This window comes from Pseudogracilibacillus sp. ICA-222130 (genome assembly GCF_037892545.1).
Lineage (GTDB): Bacteria > Bacillota > Bacilli > Bacillales > Amphibacillaceae > Pseudogracilibacillus.
Window position 1 is genome coordinate 39,699 of the sequence record NZ_JBBKBG010000007.1, and the last position, 16,590, is coordinate 56,288.

Here is a 16,590-nt window from a genome sequence, read left to right on the forward strand (position 1 = left end):
TTTCGTACAAAACGTCCTATCAATGCACGTGTTACTTATCTCAGCTTAAATTTTAACCGTTTACACACTATTTAACATGGATATGTTGATACACTTCTCTTTTGGAAATACGACGATCTTTTGCCACTCGTTTCATGGCTTCTTTATTTGATAATCCTTCTTTTGCTTCATAAGCTTGTACATGTGCTTCTATCGAAAGACTTTCCCACCATATATTTTCATCTTCCAACATTTCTTCTTTTACACCTTCTATAAGGATACAACATTCGCCTTTTATTTCATTTGTGTCTAACCAATTGATTACTTCTTCCATCGATCCTCGAACAAATTGTTCATACAGCTTCGTTAATTCCCTTGCTAACACCATATTACGATTGCCAAGTATTTTCTTCATCATTTTCATCGTATCTTTTATTCGATATGGCGATTCATATACAATAATGGTAGCTGGTAATTTCCCTATAAAGGATATAGCATCTTCTTTTTCTTGTTTTTTACGTGGTAAAAATCCATAAAAATAAAACGCATCTGTCGGTAATCCCGATGCAATTAATGCCGTTGTAGCAGCATTTGCTCCCGGAAGTGGAATAACATGTATCTGTTTTTCCGTCGCCGCGCGAACTAATTCATACCCTGGATCAGAAATAGCCGGCATCCCAGCATCACTTACTAATGCAATCGTTTCTTTCGCCTCAAGCCGTTGTAATAATTGTGGTATTCTTTCCATCCGATTATGTTCATGGTAACTAATCAATTCTTTTTGAATTTGAAAGTGATTCAATAACTTCTGTGTATGCCGTGTATCTTCCGCTGCAATAACATCTACTTTTTTCAATGTCTCTAGTGCACGAAATGTAATATCTTCTAAATTTCCAATTGGTGTGGGTACTAAATATAAAATACCTTCTGCTTCTTTTTCAAAACTATTTTGTACGAACATTATGTTTTCTCCCCTTTTTCATATTGTTGGATCATCATATCCTTCTCCTCACGACGCATTTTTTTAATGTCATATTCTCTTTTTAATGCGGCCGATTTAGAAGAACATTGCTCCACATAAACGACTTCAAAAGGGCCTCGACCTCTCGTATATTTTGCACCTTTTCCACTTTCATGCACTTTTAACCGTTTCTCAACATCTACTGCATAACCAGTATATAACGTATCATCTTTACATTGTAATATGTAAACGAAATGATCATTTCCCATAGATAATCTTCCTAGCCTCTTCTGTATATGTTTCGTCATTTTCATAAATATATAATGGGGATAAAATATGTAAACCAGGTTTTCCATCTCTAACCCCTTCTATTAACAACGTATTTGCAGGTTTTCCCATCTTTGGATAAACGAGCTGCATTCTTTTCGGTTCTATTTTATATTGTCTAAACAATGTTATTAAATCTGTTAAACGCTCCGGTCTATGAACGATCGATATTTTTCCACCCGGTTTTACATACAGTTTACACGCTTTAATCACATCTTCTAACGTACATAATACTTCATGTCGTGCAATCGTTAAATGTTCGTTTACATTATGTTCTGTATCTTTCGGTGTCGCGAAATAAGGTGGATTACAAGTAACCACATCATAAAAGCTTTGCTTCATTGCTGCATGTCGCTCCTTTAAATCTCCTTCCACGATATGAATGCGATCCTCCAAATGATTTAAAGCGACACTTCTTCTTGCCATATGTGCTAAACGTGGTTGAATTTCTAATCCAGTGATCGTTCCTTTTGTACGTTTTGATAGTAATAGAGGGATAGCACCATTCCCTGTACATAAGTCTAAAATATCGCCACGATTAATTGGCATGTATGCAAATTGTGCTAATAATACTGCATCTAAAGAATAAGAAAAAACGGTAGGACTCTGAATTATTTTCATTGATTCATCCATCAATAAATAGTCTACACGTTCATCCCCAATTAATGTTTCCATTCTGTCCCTCCTAACAAGCATAAAAATGACTCATAAAGGTTCCTACGTGCAACATCTCCTGACAAACTTTCCATTGCACGTTTATTTCCTTGTAATCATACGAGCGAGTGTAACGTTATATGTACACTTCCTATACGTATGTACTATTATATTTCATTCTCATATGTACTTCTAGCGATTATCCGCTTCTACATTATCATATAAAAAACACTGCTTTCCGTATATAGAGAGCAGTGTTTCGTGTACAATTAGCCAAATAATTCGAGGCAAAACAAACAATCTTCATCTGTTCTGGGACTACCGAATTGCATATGACAAATATGAAAACCTTCTTTATAAATTCGCGCTAAATTATCGAATCCCTCACCCGGTAACGCTGTGCCATTTCCAGATTCTGACGTATCTGTTTCTGGCTCCCCATTTTCTTTATTTAAATACTGTCGTAAATGGTTATTTTCGATTTCTAGACGGTGATTTTCCTCAATAATATCGCTTAAATCTTTTTTTAAGTTTCCTAACTGTTCATATAGTTCACCAATTTGTGTTTCCATATGTGAAACTTGATCAAAAATTTGCCTCTTATTCAATCCTACCCACCTCTTTTACTCCGTTACTGGTATTGAAATAAGTTCTTCACTAATTAATTCGTTCAATGTATAATCGATGATTGCTTCATTTTCAAACAATTGAATTTGCACAATGTTTTCCAATAAATTTATTCCTACGACCTTCCCAGTTCCTTCCGTCGTATGAATTTTTTCACCAACGTCTGGTAACTGTTGCTTCGCCGTTTCATAATGGTCATTTTCATATTTCAAACAACACATGAGACGACCACATAGGCCTGATATTTTGGCAGGATTTAAGGATAAACTTTGGTCTTTCGCCATTTTTATCGATACAGGATCAAAGTCTCCTAGAAATGTGGAACAACATAACATTCGACCACAAGGACCTATACCACCTAATAACTTCGCTTCATCTCTTACACCAATTTGACGTAATTCAATACGTGTTTTAAACTTCGCAGCTAGGTCTTTTACTAAATCACGAAAATCGATTCTACCTTCTGCAGTAAAGTAAAATATAACTTTATTTCGATCAAACGTATATTCCACATCGACAATATTCATATCTAATTTATGTGTTTGTACTTTACGAATACATAAAGATAATGCTTCACTTGCCAATCGTTCGTTTTCTAGAACATTTTCTTTATCTTCTGTCGTTGCAATACGTAATACCTTTTTCAACGGTAATACGACATCCTCTTCTTCTACACCTTTATTTACGAGAACAACTTCTCCAAACTCTATGCCTCTTGCTGTCTCAACAATTACGTAGTCATCTATATCAACTTGAAAGTCATTCGGATCAAAATAGTAAATCTTTCCCGCCTTTTTAAAACGGACTCCGATTACTTCTATCATCATAACCCACCCCTAAAAACGTAATACGAGCTGCTCCATTACTAATGTTGGATGAACATTTTGATTTAATTTTTGCTTCGCTTCTAATATAGCTTGTAATATATGAAGTAATCTTTGCTCTGAAAATCGCTCGATTGCTCTATTTAACAATCCATCATTTGATTGGAAAAATAATAATTGCTCTACTCGTTGATTACGAAAATTCAATATATCTTTAAAAGCTAGTAGCATTAAATCTAAACCTAGTTCTTGGTCTTGTTTATCTTTTACTTTAGGCAAATATGATTGGTGCATAAATAAATAACGATCTTCATAATTAGCAATTAATTGATAAATGAGCTGATATACTACATCTTTTATGTCATATACTTTTTCTTCTTCATGTAATATTCTAGCTTCACTTATGTTATTCGTTAACGCACTAATAAGTCGCGACTGTGATTCGTTCATCGCGATATCATTATCTGCCATTAATCTATGAATAAAAGCCTTCTGTTGTAACGGCTTAAGCTCCAATATTTGGCACCTGGACTGAATCGTCGGAATAATGCTTTGACCGTTATCTGTTAACAAAAGTGCTGTTGTTTCTACTTCCGGTTCTTCTAAAAACTTTAAAATACGATTGGACGCATTCACTGTCAATGCTTCTGCATTCATAATAATATATACCTTCTTGGCACTTTCCATCCCACGATATCCAAACTCATGTTGTAAAGCACGTATTTGTTCGGTTTTAATTGATTTCCCTTCTGGCTCAATCCAATGAACATCTGGATGGTTTCCCGATAAAATACGTTTACACGTATGACAAGACTGACAAGGTTCTATTTTATTTACATTCGGGCAAAAAATCGTCATTGCAATCATCGTTGCAAATGTCTTTTTCCCCGTCCCTCTCGTCCCTTGAATTAAATAAGCATGAGACACGCGATTTTTTAAAAAGCTATTCATCATAATTTTCCCTGCAAGTGGTTGTACCTCCCGCAATTGTTCCCATGATTTCATGCTAATTACTTCCTTTATTGTTAAGTATATACATTAATTAAAAGTCCTTCAATTTCCCCTATTAGTCCTAACAAGTCAACGCTTTTCTTTTCTTGGTCCATGACTTCTTCTGTTAATTGGACTAATTTCTCATCAATTTGATTCACCGTCGTTAGCTTATGATGAAAACGATTTACATGGAAGCTTCTCGATTCATGCAAAGAAAGCCCGTCATAAACAGTTTTTTGTAAAAACTCTTTCACCATTCGCTTAAATTTCGCCAAATCTTTAAACGAACGAAAACGGGCTATTTTTTTTCCTTGTTCTGTAATATCGTCTATTAATTTCTTTAGTTCTTTTTCTTCTAAATGCTGTGTTTGTGTTTGAATGAGTTGCTGGAAATCCTTTTTTCCTTCTTGTACTCTTTTTGGCGTAACTTGTTCCACTTTCGAACGTATTTCCTGCCCAATTTTCATGTTATAGCTCCTTTAAAAACGATAAAAAGATTCAATTGGTAAAATAAACACCGTCGCCCCGCCTACTTCTACTTTTACAGGCTTCGGTATGTAAGAATCCGCATTACCGCCCATCGGTGAAATTGGTGCTACCATTTGTTCGCGTTGTGAACAATTTTCTTTAATAATACGTAATGCATCATCAATATGTTCATCTTGGCATCCGATCATTAAAGTCGTGTTACCTTCTTTTAGAAATCCACCTGTCGTTGCTAATTTTGTCGTTTGGAAGTTTTCTTCCGCTAACGCGTTAATTAGTCTATTCGAATCTTTATCTTGGACTACGGCAATAATTAATTTCATCTTGAAGCCACTCCTTTCAAATGAGTAATAATTTTTGTATATACTTCATCTGTCACTTCTTCGATTGTCTTCATCGCATCCACTGATTGGATACGGTCTGAAAATTGCTGTAATAACAACTGATAACCATCATATACCCTTTGATGAAAATCTATTTTTTCCAAGTCTAAACGATTTACTTCTCGTTTCTCATTCGCATGGATCCTTTTTAACCCTTCTTCGGGTGTAATATCAAAGAAGATCGTTAATGCTGGCATATATGTGTCAATTGCAAATTCATTTATTTTATATACTTCGTCTATGCCAATACCACGTGCATACCCTTGATAAGCAAGACTACTATCAAGGAACCGGTCACATAGAACAATTTTTCCAGCTTCAATGGCTGGCTTTACCTTCTGTACTAAATGTTGGCGTCGGGCCGCTGCAAACAATAACGCCTCGGTCCTTTCTTCCATCTCGTTTGGTGGAGAATGTAATATGATCTCCCTTATTTTTTCAGATGTACTTATTCCACCTGGCTCTCTCGTTACTAACACTTCATATCCAGCTTGCTTAAGTCTTTCCTCTACAAGCTTTATAACAGTTGTTTTCCCTGCTCCTTCGCCACCTTCAATAGTAATAAAGTTATGTTCCACAACCTTAGCTCCCTTTACATCCATCATCTTACACGTATTGGTTACAGACGATTATATTTCTATAAAAATACTTCCTTTCCTTCCTTCTATTGTACCATGATTTCTTCATATATTTAAATAATCAAGGACGTTTTCCTGCTTTCTCTATAAATATTTTCTATGAAAAATTCTTACAAGACAAAAATATGAACCGCAGCAATAGATATAATGCCTAAAGGACCTAGTACCGTCGTAACTACAACGGTAAATATGTTAATAGGAATATGTAGCCCTAATTGACCACCAAATACATTAAAGAAAAACAACAGCAACAAACCAATCGTTAAGCGAACAGCTCCCTTTCCTACAAACGACATTGCCCCTTTTGGTGCTCGTACAATCATATAAAATAAGATAAAAATAAAAAGCCCTACAATGGTAACGGTAATCGTATTCATGCTTCTCTCCCTCTTCCCTTTTTCATCAATATATGAAAGAGAGAGAAGAAATAGAACAAATACCCGCTAATACTGTAGGACACTCACTTTTCTTCTTTTTGCTTCTTTTAATAAAAACATATATTTTGCTTCTGCTAATTTCATATGTTGCTCTGTTTCTAACAACGGATCGATACTATTTTCCACGATACGGCGTAAATGTTTCCATTCTTTTTCCGCATTAAAAATTGCATCTAATAACGCTTGGTCGGCAATTACTTTATACTTTTTTCTTCTCATGTAACATCACCTGTCGTTTTGAATATAATATATATTGCAAAATTCGGTCGTAACGACTGAGATAAAGAAAGGTTTTACTCAGTCGTTTCCACCTTATAAAATTTACTTTTGTCTCGTTATAACTCGCGTCGACCTTCTAATGATTTTGCTAATGTTACTTCATCTGCATATTCTAAGTCTCCACCAACCGGCAAACCATGCGCAATACGAGAAGCTTTAATTCCCGACGGTTTCACGAGACGCGAAATATACATTGCCGTTGCTTCCCCTTCAATATTTGGATTTGTCGCCAAAATAATTTCTTCCACATTATTATCTTTTAATCGTTGGATTAAGCTAGGAACATTGATATCTTCCGGCCCAATTCCATCCATCGGGGAAATAGATCCATGTAAAACGTGGTACCTTCCATTAAATTCACGCATTTTTTCCATCGCGATCACATCACGTGAATCTTCCACTACACAAATAATGCTATCATCTCTTGAAGGATCTGTGCAGATAGCACATGTTTCTTTATCTGTTATATGGCCACAAATCGCACAGTGAGATAATTCCCGCTTTGCACTTACTAAAGCTTTAGCAAAATCTACTACATCATCGTCATTCATATCGATGACGAAAAAAGCCAGACGGACAGCTGTTTTCGGACCGATACCTGGCAATTTAGTGAAACTATCAATTAAATTCGATATTGGTTCTGGATAATACATGATGATGCCTCCTAAAGGCGATAAAATAAATTAGAACATTCCTGGCATGTTTAAGCCTTTTGTAAATTTACCCATCGTTTGTTCTGTTTCTGTTTCAATTTGTTTCATCACATCATTAATTGCTGCTAAAACTAAGTCTTCTAACATTTCTACGTCGTCTGGGTCTACTGCTTCTTCATTTATACTAATTCCAGTAACATTTCTACTTCCATCAGCTGTCACTGTTACCATTCCACCACCAACAGATGCAGTAAATTCCTTCACTAATAACTCCTCTTGAGCCTTTAACATTTGTTTTTGCATTTTCTGCATTTGTTTCATCATATTTCCCATATTACCTTTCATAAATAACTCCTCCTAAAAATATATAATTTATTCTTGTATTTCCACCACATCTTCCCCAAAGAGCTGCTGTGCTTGCTCTATATGAGGTTCTACTTCTTGTTCTTCTTGCTCTTCCTTCGAATTAGCATCTGTATGATTGGCTCCCTTATTTTGAATATATTCTTCACGTACTTGTAGCCAATTTTCCTCTGGTATTGGAATGATACGTACATGGTTAGAAAGTACATTCGCTAAAATAGATTCAGCCAATCCTTTATGATCCATAAATAAAGAACAATGAATTTCATATCTAAATGCAACAATAATCGCATCTGTTGATGCTGCAGCAGGATTTGTATTCTGTATTGTCGCATGTGCTTGTGGATTTGCTGCCTTTAATTGATCTAAGAAATTCGCCCATTCATTACGAATTTTCACGATATCTGCTTTACTAGCATTATCTAATACAGAACGAATTTGCTCATGTGGCACTTTAAATGTGCTTGGTTGTTTTGCCATCGGTTTTCGTCGTTCTTTCGGTGGCGCCTGTTGCACACCTTCATGTTTCATATTTGCCAACTGTTCTTCTAACGCGTGTAATCGTTCTGTTAGCTGTTTTATTTCATGTGATGGCACTGCTTGCTGAACAACTTCAGGCTCTTTTTTTTGTTCATTTGCAATCATTAATAATGTTACTTCTACAAACACTTTTGGACTTGTCGTCCACTTAATTTGTTGTTCACATTCTGTTAACTGTACGATGGCATGCTGTATCCACCCTACATCAACTTGATCTGTTAACTGCTGAAATGATTCTGTCACAATCGCTCGCTCTAAATGATCTTGTAGCTTAGGTGTTGCTTTATAAAACAAGACGTCACGCAAGAAATAAATAAAGTCAAATACGAAACGACCTGGATCCTTTCCATGCTCAACCATCTCATCAAATAAACGTAATGTCTCTTCCGAATTTCGTTCATACATCGTATGTGCAATATTCGTTAGTACATCTTGCGATACGCCACCTGTTACGGTTAAAACATCTTTTATTTCAATTTGCCCATCGCTATATGAAATGGCCTGATCTAGTAAGCTTAACGCATCACGCATTCCACCTTCTGCGGCAAGTGCGATTTGCTCTAACGCTTCATCTGTAATATTTACAGCCTCTTTCTCCATAATAGTTCTCATACGTTCTATGATTACTTTATTATGAATTGGTTTAAAATCAAAGCGTTGGCATCTTGAGATAATGGTCAGTGGAATTTTATGCGGTTCTGTCGTCGCTAAAATGAATACGACATGTGCAGGTGGTTCTTCTAACGTTTTTAAAAGGGCGTTAAATGCGTTAACCGAAATCATATGCACTTCATCAATAATATATACTTTATATGGTACGACACTTGAAGCATATTTTACTTTCTCTCGAATATCACGAATATCATCGACACTTGTATTAGATGCAGCATCGATTTCGATGACATCTTGAATCGAACCATCTAAAATCCCTTTACAACTAGCACATTCATTACAAGGTTCTGTTGTAGGCATTTTCTCACAGTTAATCGTTTGTGCAAAAATCTTCGCTGCACTCGTTTTTCCCGTTCCACGAGGGCCTGAAAACAAATAAGCATGTGAAAACTTACCAGTTGAAATAGCATTTTGCAATGTTTGTGTAATATGCGATTGTCCAACAACATCTTCAAATGTTCTCGGTCGGTACGTGCGGTACAGTGCTTGATAGCTCATTTGGCGTTAAATCCCTTCGTTAGATTTCCTATCTATTATATCGCATATCGTCTATGTTTTGAACTGTTTAGAGAGGTTTTCTTATTTAGCATTACAATGGTGTACATTTCTTCCTTTTCATGTAAAAAATAAAAAAGAAACTTCCATAAACCACCTTTTATAGAAGTTTCATTTCATTTATTTGTTCATTCCATCACGCTGCTGTATAACGGTCTTTCCTATTTTATTCGGCATCAATTTCTTCTTCGATTCGCTTAATAAATTCATCTTTTGCACTATATCCTTGTTGTTTTAAGTACCAATTATTGACGGCCGCTTCAATAAGTCCAACAACATCACGTCCAGGTTTCAATTGGATTTCAATCGATGGAATTTTTACATCTAAATACTCTGTATATTTCGTTTCTACTTCCAAATCATTATACAATTCGTCTTCTTTCCACTTCGTCAATTCGATATCTAATGCAATTCTCGACTCATCTTGAAACGCACTACGTCCATACATGCGCACAACATTCAACAATCCAATACTACGTAAAGATAGTAGTTCCTTATTCGTCCCGTTATGTGTGCCAAGTAATGTACGTGGGCTTAATTTTTTTAAGACGACAATGTCATCTGCGACTAAGCGGTGGCCTCTACCGACTAATGAATGGGCTGTTTCACTTTTTCCTACACCCGAAGCACCTCGGACTAACACGCCAATACCAAATACATTGACACATACCCCATGAATAGCGATCTCCGGTGCCAATTCTTTAATTAAGAAATTATCAATTTTTCGAATGAACTCATAGTTTGTATCTTCTGTAACGAGAAGCGGAATATGGTGTCGTTTACAATATTTCGGTAAATACTCCAAATCATCTCTTCCATCCGTGACGATAATGCTAGGTGGTCCATATTTCACTAATGTTGCTACCTGTTCATCTCGTTCTTCCTCTGGTAATGATTTTAAATAATGAATTTCATTTTCTCCTAGTACAAATACATGCCCAGTCGGAAAATATTCCATAAACTTTGTAAATTCAAGTCCAGGTCTTCTTGCATTAGCCCTTGTCACTTCTCTATCTAAATAGTTGGCCTCCGTTAATACTTTTAATTTAAAAACACGAACAAGCCTTTCTACACTAATTGTTTTATCCATCTTATTATCACCCTATTGTCTCTCTTCATCCAAATCGTATCCTTTTCTTATCATACAACTTTTATACATCTTTTTACATTAATTGTATTCGTTTTCAAAAACTCGTCACAATTATATGCAAAAATTTTATTTCTATGCTTATTCTTCCCTTTTTTATCCATTAACAATCAAGATAATTTGTAAAAAATATGCACATCAATTCCTCCCTTTTTTAAGATACCTTTTGTATAATGATGTTATGTGATAAAGTACGTTGAAATGAGGAATAAAAGTGAATATATCAATAATTTCAGTAGGAAAAGTACGTGAAAAATATTTAAAATTAGGGATAGAGGAATTTACTAAAAGGTTGCAAGCGTATTGTAAATTAACATTTCATGAAATTGCAGATGAACAAGCCCCTGAACATTTAAGTGAAAAACAACTCTTAGAAGTAAAACATAAGGAAGGTACGAAAATTTTATCCAAAATAAAAGATGGCCAATATGTGATTGCATTAGATGTTTTAGGGAAACAATTTTCTTCCGAGCAACTTGCAAAAGAAATAGAGACATTGGGCATCCACGGAAAAAGTTCGATCGCGTTCGTGATTGGTGGTTCCAACGGTTTAAGTGACGATGTCCTAAAACGAGCGAATATGAGACTTTCGTTTTCCAAAATGACCTTCCCACATCAATTGATGAAACTTATTTTATTAGAGCAAGTGTATAGAGGGTTTAAGATTATGAGGGGGGAACCGTACCACAAATAGAGGCAAAAACTGTTGTAGATAAGGTGGTAATTCTTTATCGGAAGCGGGTATTGAAAATGTATGTTCATTATCCGTTTCTCGATACAACAAGTGGATTAGTATAAAGGTTTTCGATATATTCAGTTCAGTAAAATCAAATTCAAGTTCTATGTTTTTTATGGTTCTAGATTTATCTATTTGCTTGATTGAGATATTATCGATTAACAACTGAAGTAATTGTTTTTTATTTTCCCTAGATGTCTTCCTATATACTGATAAGAATTTTTTCAGTAAATTTTCAATCAAATCTGGTTGGATTACTTTTGAATCGATAGATCCTAATTGTATTATAATCTCATTTTTCTTTTGTTCTAACCCCCTTTTATCATTCGAGACCTTTTGTAACCGTTCTTGTAGAATATCAACAGGGAGAGTGTTTTTCTCAAAGGTATCCATATACTTTGCCTGTAATTGTTCAATCTCTTTTAATCGTATTTCAATCTTTTCTAATTCTTTGTTAAGCTTACTTATCGAATGAGCAGAACTTGAACTTATGTCAGTGATCGTCTTATATAATCTCTTCTTATTAGAACTAAAATGTTCAATTTTCTTGATAACCGTATCTTCTGCTTCATATGCCTTAATAGAATTAGCTTTACAAGCAGCAGATCCTTTATTATGAAAATCGCTACAGACGTAATAACGATGTATTCGTTTCGTTCCATCTTTACGTGTATATGTTGTAATCGAGGGAACCATCCCTTGGCCACAATCAGGACAGCGTAAAAGGCCACTAAGTAAAAATGGCTCGTTTGATTGACGCTGTTTAAACGATTTACTTTTTCTTCTTGCTCGTACAACGCTCCATAGTTCGTCCGAAATAATAGGTTCATGTTTTCCTTCTACAAGGATGGGATTCGGGTTTTTCCCTTTTCTTCGTTTGGACTCCCAATTTTCAAATTTTAGCCAACTGATTTTACCGTTATATATCACATTGTCTAAGATTTGTGCTACTCCATTGATGGAGAAATAACGATTACGCTTGGTTTTATACCCAGCTTTATTTAAGTGGTTAGAAATCGCTCTAAGCCCTTTGCCATTTGCATACATATGATAGATTAACTGTACTACTTCAGCTTCCTTTTCATTGATAACTAGCTCCTTCTTAACAGTGTCATATCCAAATACAACCCCGCCGTTCCATCTCCCTTCCAAAGCTCTCTGTTTCATCCCAAGCTTAACGTTTTCCGCTAATGTATTTCGCTCCATTTCAGCGATTGAGGCCATAATTTGAAGTACTAAACGACCTATAGGACTACTGGTATCAAAGTTTTCTGAGTAGGATATAAATTTCACGTTGTATTTTTCAAACTTATCTAGAATCATGAGTGTTTCTAGCATATTTCTTGAAAGTCGGGAAATTTTCCAAACTATTACAGCATCAAATCTCTCATTCTCTACATCTTTAATTAGTCTTTTCATTTCAGGCCGTCCTTTTACGGATTTACCACTAATTCCTTCATCGACATATTCATCAATCACCTCCCAGTTATAAATTTGAGCATATTGCCGAAGTGTTTGAAGTTGCGCGGCTATACTAAAACCTTCTTTTGCCTGTTCTTCTGTGCTTACACGAGCATAAATTGCAACTCTTGATATATCCATATCTAATCCTCCTTCATACTGATATTACAATGAAATACTAGATAAGAGAAATGGGACCTTATGTGATTGTTTGACTTAAATGGGAAATTGAAGAAGTACTTTTTAGAATTGGAAATACCCATTTCTTTTTTATTTCATTCAAGTATATGCTTGAATGTTGCGCTGGAAAAAGTTATTATATAATCAAGCGAATACTTGAATGAGGTGATGAATTGAATAAGAAAGATACTTGTGAAATTTTTTGTTATGACGAGGAAAAGGTTAATCGAATACAGGGTGATCTACAAACAGTAGATATTTCAGGTGTTTCTCAAATGTTAAAAGCAATTGCCGACGAAAATAGAGCAAAAATCACCTATGCTTTGTGTCAGGAAGATGAACTATGTGTTTGTGATATAGCTAATATCTTAGGCGTTACAGTTGCTAATGCTTCTCATCATTTACGAACACTTTATAAGCAAAGGATTGTCAACTATAGAAAAGAAGGAAAGCTTTCCTTTTACTCATTAAACGACGAACATATCAAACAAATTATGATGATTGCATTAACACATAAGAAAGAGGTGGAGGTAAATGTCTGAACAGGCCGAACGATCAGAAATGGAAATGACTTCCTATCGAGTACAAGGCTTTTCATGTGCTAATTGTGCAGAGAAATTTGAAAGAAATGTTAAGAAACTACCCAATGTTCAAGACGCAAAAGTAAATTTCGGCGCATCTAAAATAACCGTGTATGGTGATGCAACTGTTGAAGAATTAGAGAAAGCAGGAGCTTTTGAAAATCTTAAAGTAATGCCTGAAAAACCAAAACGGCAAACACCAATTGTTGTTCATCAGGATAAAAATGTGTATCGGGTTGAAGGCTTTTCGTGTGCCAATTGTGCGGGTAAATTCGAAGAGAATGTAAAAAAATTATCAGGGGTTCATGATGCAAAAGTAAATTTTGGTGCATCTAAAATTGAGGTATATGGGAATACAACTATCGAGGAATTAGAAAAAGCTGGTGCTTTTGAAAACCTTAAAGTCGCTCCAGATAAACCATTAAGGGAAGAGAAACAAGAGGTTAAAGAAGAGAAAGAGCCATTTTATAAAAAACACAGCACATTACTATACGCTTCTTTATTAATCGTTTTTGGTTATATCTCTCAGTTTGTTAATGGGGAAGAAAATATTATTACTTCCCTATTGTTTGCAGCAGCCATCGTTATTGGGGGATATTCACTCTTTAAAGTCGGGTTTCAAAACTTACTACATTTTGAATTTGACATGAAAACTCTTATGACAGTGGCTATTATTGGAGCAGCTATTATTGGAGAATGGGCAGAAGGTGCAATTGTTGTTATTCTCTTTGCAATTAGTGAAGCTTTAGAACGTTTCTCTATGGACCGAGCAAGACAATCAATTCGATCTTTAATGGATATTGCTCCGAAAGAGGCGCTTGTTAGAAGAAATGGGCAAGAAATGATGATTCATGTTGATGATATTGCTGTTGGCGATATTATGATTGTGAAACCCGGTCAAAAGCTTGCTATGGATGGTGTAGTAGTACATGGTTACTCGGCTGTTAATCAAGCAACTATTACAGGCGAGTCAGTCCCAGTTGAGAAAACAGTGGATGATGAAGTTTTTGCAGGTACATTAAACGAAGAGGGAATACTTGAAGTTAAAGTAACAAAGCTTGTTGAAGATACAACAATTTCCAAAATCATTCACCTTGTTGAAGAAGCTCAAGGGGAACGCGCGCCTTCTCAAGCGTTTGTAGATAAATTTGCAAAATATTATACGCCTATTATTATGATTATCGCAGGGCTGGTAGCTGTAGTACCACCATTATTATTTGGTGGCAGCTGGGGAACTTGGGTTTATCAAGGGCTAGCAGTATTGGTCGTTGGTTGTCCCTGTGCATTAGTTATTTCAACTCCTATTTCTATTGTTTCAGCAATTGGAAATGCAGCTAAAAAAGGTGTGCTTATCAAAGGCGGAATTTATCTAGAAGAAATGGGTGCTTTAAAAGCAATAGCTTTTGATAAAACGGGTACACTTACAAAAGGAGTTCCAGTTGTAACAGATTTTAAAATGTTGAACAATCAGGTAAATGCAGAAGATATGTTGTCTATCATTACTGCATTAGAATATCGTTCCGGGCATCCTCTAGCTTCAGCTATTATGAAAAAAGCAGATGAGGAGAACATTTCCTACACTCATGTAATCGTGGATGATTTCTCTTCTATCACAGGAAAAGGAATTAAGGGGACTATCAACGGTACGACTTACTACATTGGAAATCCGAAATTATTTGAGAATCTGTCAGTTGACTTTAATAATAAACAAGAGCAAATTGTTAAGAACCTACAAAATCAAGGTAAAACCGCAATGATGGTTGGAACTGAAAAAGAAATACTTGCTGTCATTGCAGTAGCCGATGAAGTACGTGAATCCAGCAAGGAAATCATTCAAAAGTTACATCAACTTGGAATCAAAAAAACCATCATGCTTACAGGTGACAACAAAGGTACAGCCAATGCAATTGGAGGTCATGTTGGGGTAACGGATATTCAAGCAGAACTATTGCCTCAAGATAAATTAGAATTTATTAAACAATTGAGATCTAAATATGGCAACGTAGCGATGGTTGGGGATGGTGTCAATGATGCCCCTGCGTTAGCTGCCTCTACAGTTGGAATTGCAATGGGTGGAGCAGGGACAGATACTGCCCTTGAAACAGCAGATGTAGCTTTAATGGGAGATGATTTAAGAAAACTTCCATTTTCTGTGAAACTAAGCCGAAAAGCACTTACTATAATTAAGCAAAACATCACCTTCGCATTAGCAATTAAATTCATTGCCTTATTATTGGTTATCCCCGGTTGGCTAACACTTTGGATTGCCATCCTTTCAGATATGGGAGCAACTCTTTTAGTAGCATTGAATGGTTTAAGACTAATGCGAGTGGAAGAAGATAAATATTAACTAAATTTGCAATCTCAGGGCTTTTCTTCTTATTGAAAAGCCCAATCCTGAAATATTGGAGATGAAAAAAATGATTACAACGGCACTTACTGCGGCTGCAGTTTATGTAGCAACAGGGATTGATTATCTTATTATTTTAATCCTTTTGTTTTCACAAATAAAAAAAGGACAAGCGAAACATATATGGATTGGACAATACATAGGTACGGCAATTATTATAGCTGCCAGTCTTTTAGTAGCTCTAGGTATTACATGGTTAATCCCTCAGCAATGGGTTTTAGGTCTTCTAGGGCTTATTCCACTTTATCTGGGGATTAAGATTTGGATCAAGGGAGAGGAGGATGAAGATGAAAGCAATATATTATCTTTATTTTCCTCAAATCGGTTTAATAAATTGTATATAACAGTCATATTTATTGTGCTGTCTTCCAGTGCAGATGACTTTTCTATTTATATACCTTATTTCACGGCATTAAACACGGTTGAAATACTTATTGCTAGTATTGTCTTCTTCATTATGGTTGGGGTTCTATGTTATGTCAGCTATCGCTTAGCTTCTTTGGATTTTGTATCAGAAAAAATTGAGAAATATGAACGTTGGATTGTCCCTATTGTATTTATAGGGCTAGGGATTTATATCATGTTTGAGAATGGTACATTCAACGCTTTATTTTCATTCCTAATTTAACAAATGGGGCAAATTTTAATCCTAGAAATCAAACATCTTAAAAATACCGAGAATGCTGCTGGCATTTTTAGTTAGC

The 16,590-nt window shown here is 35.5% G+C and carries 20 protein-coding genes; 4 read left to right on the top strand and 16 right to left on the bottom strand.

Annotated elements, in window-relative coordinates; all coding sequences use genetic code 11:
• Window positions 1-67: 67 nt before the first annotated feature.
• The 15 genes from rsmI to hprK all read right to left on the bottom strand — a co-directional run bounded on the left by rsmI (window position 68) and on the right by hprK (window position 10,461).
• Window positions 68-940, bottom strand: coding sequence for a 16S rRNA (cytidine(1402)-2'-O)-methyltransferase (gene rsmI, locus WKT09_RS05095; protein WP_340415009.1), 873 nt, complete (start codon window positions 938-940; stop codon window positions 68-70).
• Window positions 940-1,209, bottom strand: coding sequence for a GIY-YIG nuclease family protein (locus tag WKT09_RS05100; RefSeq protein WP_340415010.1), 270 nt, complete (start codon window positions 1,207-1,209; stop codon window positions 940-942). The genes rsmI and WKT09_RS05100 overlap by 1 nt, the downstream gene beginning before the upstream one ends.
• Window positions 1,199-1,942 carry a tRNA1(Val) (adenine(37)-N6)-methyltransferase gene (locus WKT09_RS05105; RefSeq protein ID WP_340415011.1) on the bottom strand — a complete coding sequence of 248 codons (744 nt, stop codon included), beginning with the start codon at window positions 1,940-1,942 and terminating at the stop codon, window positions 1,199-1,201. Before WKT09_RS05105 ends, WKT09_RS05100 begins: the two co-directional genes overlap by 11 nt.
• A 248-nt stretch (window positions 1,943-2,190) precedes the next feature.
• A complete protein-coding gene (gene yabA, locus WKT09_RS05110; protein ID WP_340415012.1) occupies window positions 2,191-2,529 on the bottom strand; it encodes a DNA replication initiation control protein YabA in 339 nt (112 codons plus the stop codon).
• A gap of 15 nt (window positions 2,530-2,544) precedes the next feature.
• Complete coding sequence (locus WKT09_RS05115; protein WP_340415013.1) at window positions 2,545-3,372, bottom strand: PSP1 domain-containing protein; 828 nt, start codon at window positions 3,370-3,372, stop codon at window positions 2,545-2,547.
• A gap of 12 nt (window positions 3,373-3,384) precedes the next feature.
• On the bottom strand, window positions 3,385-4,377 hold the full coding sequence (gene holB, locus WKT09_RS05120) for a DNA polymerase III subunit delta' (RefSeq protein ID WP_340415014.1): 993 nt from the start codon (window positions 4,375-4,377) through the stop codon (window positions 3,385-3,387).
• A gap of 20 nt (window positions 4,378-4,397) precedes the next feature.
• Window positions 4,398-4,832, bottom strand: coding sequence for a YaaR family protein (locus WKT09_RS05125; RefSeq protein WP_340415015.1), 435 nt, complete (start codon window positions 4,830-4,832; stop codon window positions 4,398-4,400).
• Window positions 4,833-4,844: 12 nt separating this feature from the next.
• Window positions 4,845-5,174: a cyclic-di-AMP receptor gene (locus WKT09_RS05130; RefSeq protein ID WP_340415016.1), complete on the bottom strand. Its 330-nt coding sequence runs from the start codon at window positions 5,172-5,174 to the stop codon at window positions 4,845-4,847.
• Window positions 5,171-5,812 (bottom strand): dTMP kinase, encoded by a 642-nt coding sequence (gene tmk, locus WKT09_RS05135; protein WP_340415017.1) that lies wholly within the window; start codon window positions 5,810-5,812, stop codon window positions 5,171-5,173. Before tmk ends, WKT09_RS05130 begins: the two co-directional genes overlap by 4 nt.
• Window positions 5,813-5,982: 170 nt before the next feature.
• Window positions 5,983-6,249 carry a pro-sigmaK processing inhibitor BofA family protein gene (locus WKT09_RS05140; RefSeq protein ID WP_340415018.1) on the bottom strand — a complete coding sequence of 89 codons (267 nt, stop codon included), beginning with the start codon at window positions 6,247-6,249 and terminating at the stop codon, window positions 5,983-5,985.
• A 66-nt stretch (window positions 6,250-6,315) separates the two neighbouring features.
• On the bottom strand, window positions 6,316-6,528 hold the full coding sequence (locus WKT09_RS05145) for a YaaL family protein (RefSeq protein WP_340415019.1): 213 nt from the start codon (window positions 6,526-6,528) through the stop codon (window positions 6,316-6,318).
• A gap of 116 nt (window positions 6,529-6,644) precedes the next feature.
• Window positions 6,645-7,241 (bottom strand): recombination mediator RecR, encoded by a 597-nt coding sequence (gene recR / locus WKT09_RS05150; RefSeq protein WP_340415020.1) that lies wholly within the window; start codon window positions 7,239-7,241, stop codon window positions 6,645-6,647.
• A gap of 30 nt (window positions 7,242-7,271) precedes the next feature.
• The gene (locus WKT09_RS05155) at window positions 7,272-7,586 is read right to left on the bottom strand and encodes a YbaB/EbfC family nucleoid-associated protein (RefSeq protein ID WP_340415021.1); all 315 of its coding nucleotides are present in this window, start codon (window positions 7,584-7,586) and stop codon (window positions 7,272-7,274) included.
• A 27-nt stretch (window positions 7,587-7,613) separates the two neighbouring features.
• Window positions 7,614-9,314, bottom strand: coding sequence for a DNA polymerase III subunit gamma/tau (gene dnaX / locus WKT09_RS05160; RefSeq protein ID WP_340415022.1), 1,701 nt, complete (start codon window positions 9,312-9,314; stop codon window positions 7,614-7,616).
• Between the two features lie 223 nt (window positions 9,315-9,537).
• Complete coding sequence (gene hprK / locus WKT09_RS05165; RefSeq protein ID WP_340415023.1) at window positions 9,538-10,461, bottom strand: HPr(Ser) kinase/phosphatase; 924 nt, start codon at window positions 10,459-10,461, stop codon at window positions 9,538-9,540.
• Window positions 10,462-10,732: 271 nt separating this feature from the next.
• On the opposite strand from hprK, the gene rlmH reads away from it, so the two are divergent.
• Window positions 10,733-11,212 (top strand): 23S rRNA (pseudouridine(1915)-N(3))-methyltransferase RlmH, encoded by a 480-nt coding sequence (gene rlmH / locus WKT09_RS05170; RefSeq protein WP_340415024.1) that lies wholly within the window; start codon window positions 10,733-10,735, stop codon window positions 11,210-11,212.
• Here the strand turns inward: rlmH and WKT09_RS05175 are convergent.
• Window positions 11,156-12,856, bottom strand: a complete 1,701-nt coding sequence (locus WKT09_RS05175) for a recombinase family protein (protein WP_340415025.1) — start codon at window positions 12,854-12,856, stop codon at window positions 11,156-11,158. The genes rlmH and WKT09_RS05175 overlap by 57 nt on opposite strands.
• A 212-nt stretch (window positions 12,857-13,068) precedes the next feature.
• Here WKT09_RS05175 and WKT09_RS05180 point away from each other — a divergent pair, with 212 nt between their 5' ends.
• The 3 genes from WKT09_RS05180 (at window position 13,069) to WKT09_RS05190 (ending at window position 16,514) form a co-directional block, all read left to right on the top strand.
• On the top strand, window positions 13,069-13,437 hold the full coding sequence (locus WKT09_RS05180) for an ArsR/SmtB family transcription factor (RefSeq protein ID WP_040047916.1): 369 nt from the start codon (window positions 13,069-13,071) through the stop codon (window positions 13,435-13,437).
• Window positions 13,430-15,826, top strand: coding sequence for a heavy metal translocating P-type ATPase (locus WKT09_RS05185; protein ID WP_340415026.1), 2,397 nt, complete (start codon window positions 13,430-13,432; stop codon window positions 15,824-15,826). Before WKT09_RS05180 ends, WKT09_RS05185 begins: the two co-directional genes overlap by 8 nt.
• A gap of 70 nt (window positions 15,827-15,896) precedes the next feature.
• Entirely contained in the window at window positions 15,897-16,514 is a 618-nt protein-coding gene (locus tag WKT09_RS05190) for a CadD family cadmium resistance transporter (RefSeq protein WP_040036845.1), read from the top strand.
• Window positions 16,515-16,590: the final 76 nt, after the last annotated feature.

Coding starts and splice junctions, on each gene's coding strand:
- WKT09_RS05105 (WP_340415011.1), bottom strand. CDS start 1,942: ATGGAAACATTAATTGGGGATGAACGTGTAGACTATTTATTGATGGAT.
- hprK (WP_340415023.1), bottom strand. CDS start 10,461: ATGGATAAAACAATTAGTGTAGAAAGGCTTGTTCGTGTTTTTAAATTA.
- WKT09_RS05155 (WP_340415021.1), bottom strand. CDS start 7,586: ATGAAAGGTAATATGGGAAATATGATGAAACAAATGCAGAAAATGCAA.
- WKT09_RS05100 (WP_340415010.1), bottom strand. CDS start 1,209: ATGGGAAATGATCATTTCGTTTACATATTACAATGTAAAGATGATACG.
- WKT09_RS05145 (WP_340415019.1), bottom strand. CDS start 6,528: ATGAGAAGAAAAAAGTATAAAGTAATTGCCGACCAAGCGTTATTAGAT.
- recR (WP_340415020.1), bottom strand. CDS start 7,241: ATGTATTATCCAGAACCAATATCGAATTTAATTGATAGTTTCACTAAA.
- WKT09_RS05185 (WP_340415026.1), top strand. CDS start 13,430: ATGTCTGAACAGGCCGAACGATCAGAAATGGAAATGACTTCCTATCGA.
- WKT09_RS05130 (WP_340415016.1), bottom strand. CDS start 5,174: ATGAAATTAATTATTGCCGTAGTCCAAGATAAAGATTCGAATAGACTA.
- WKT09_RS05115 (WP_340415013.1), bottom strand. CDS start 3,372: ATGATAGAAGTAATCGGAGTCCGTTTTAAAAAGGCGGGAAAGATTTAC.
- WKT09_RS05175 (WP_340415025.1), bottom strand. CDS start 12,856: ATGGATATATCAAGAGTTGCAATTTATGCTCGTGTAAGCACAGAAGAA.
- WKT09_RS05190 (WP_040036845.1), top strand. CDS start 15,897: ATGATTACAACGGCACTTACTGCGGCTGCAGTTTATGTAGCAACAGGG.
- dnaX (WP_340415022.1), bottom strand. CDS start 9,314: ATGAGCTATCAAGCACTGTACCGCACGTACCGACCGAGAACATTTGAA.
- WKT09_RS05125 (WP_340415015.1), bottom strand. CDS start 4,832: ATGAAAATTGGGCAGGAAATACGTTCGAAAGTGGAACAAGTTACGCCA.
- rsmI (WP_340415009.1), bottom strand. CDS start 940: ATGTTCGTACAAAATAGTTTTGAAAAAGAAGCAGAAGGTATTTTATAT.
- holB (WP_340415014.1), bottom strand. CDS start 4,377: ATGAAATCATGGGAACAATTGCGGGAGGTACAACCACTTGCAGGGAAA.
- WKT09_RS05140 (WP_340415018.1), bottom strand. CDS start 6,249: ATGAATACGATTACCGTTACCATTGTAGGGCTTTTTATTTTTATCTTA.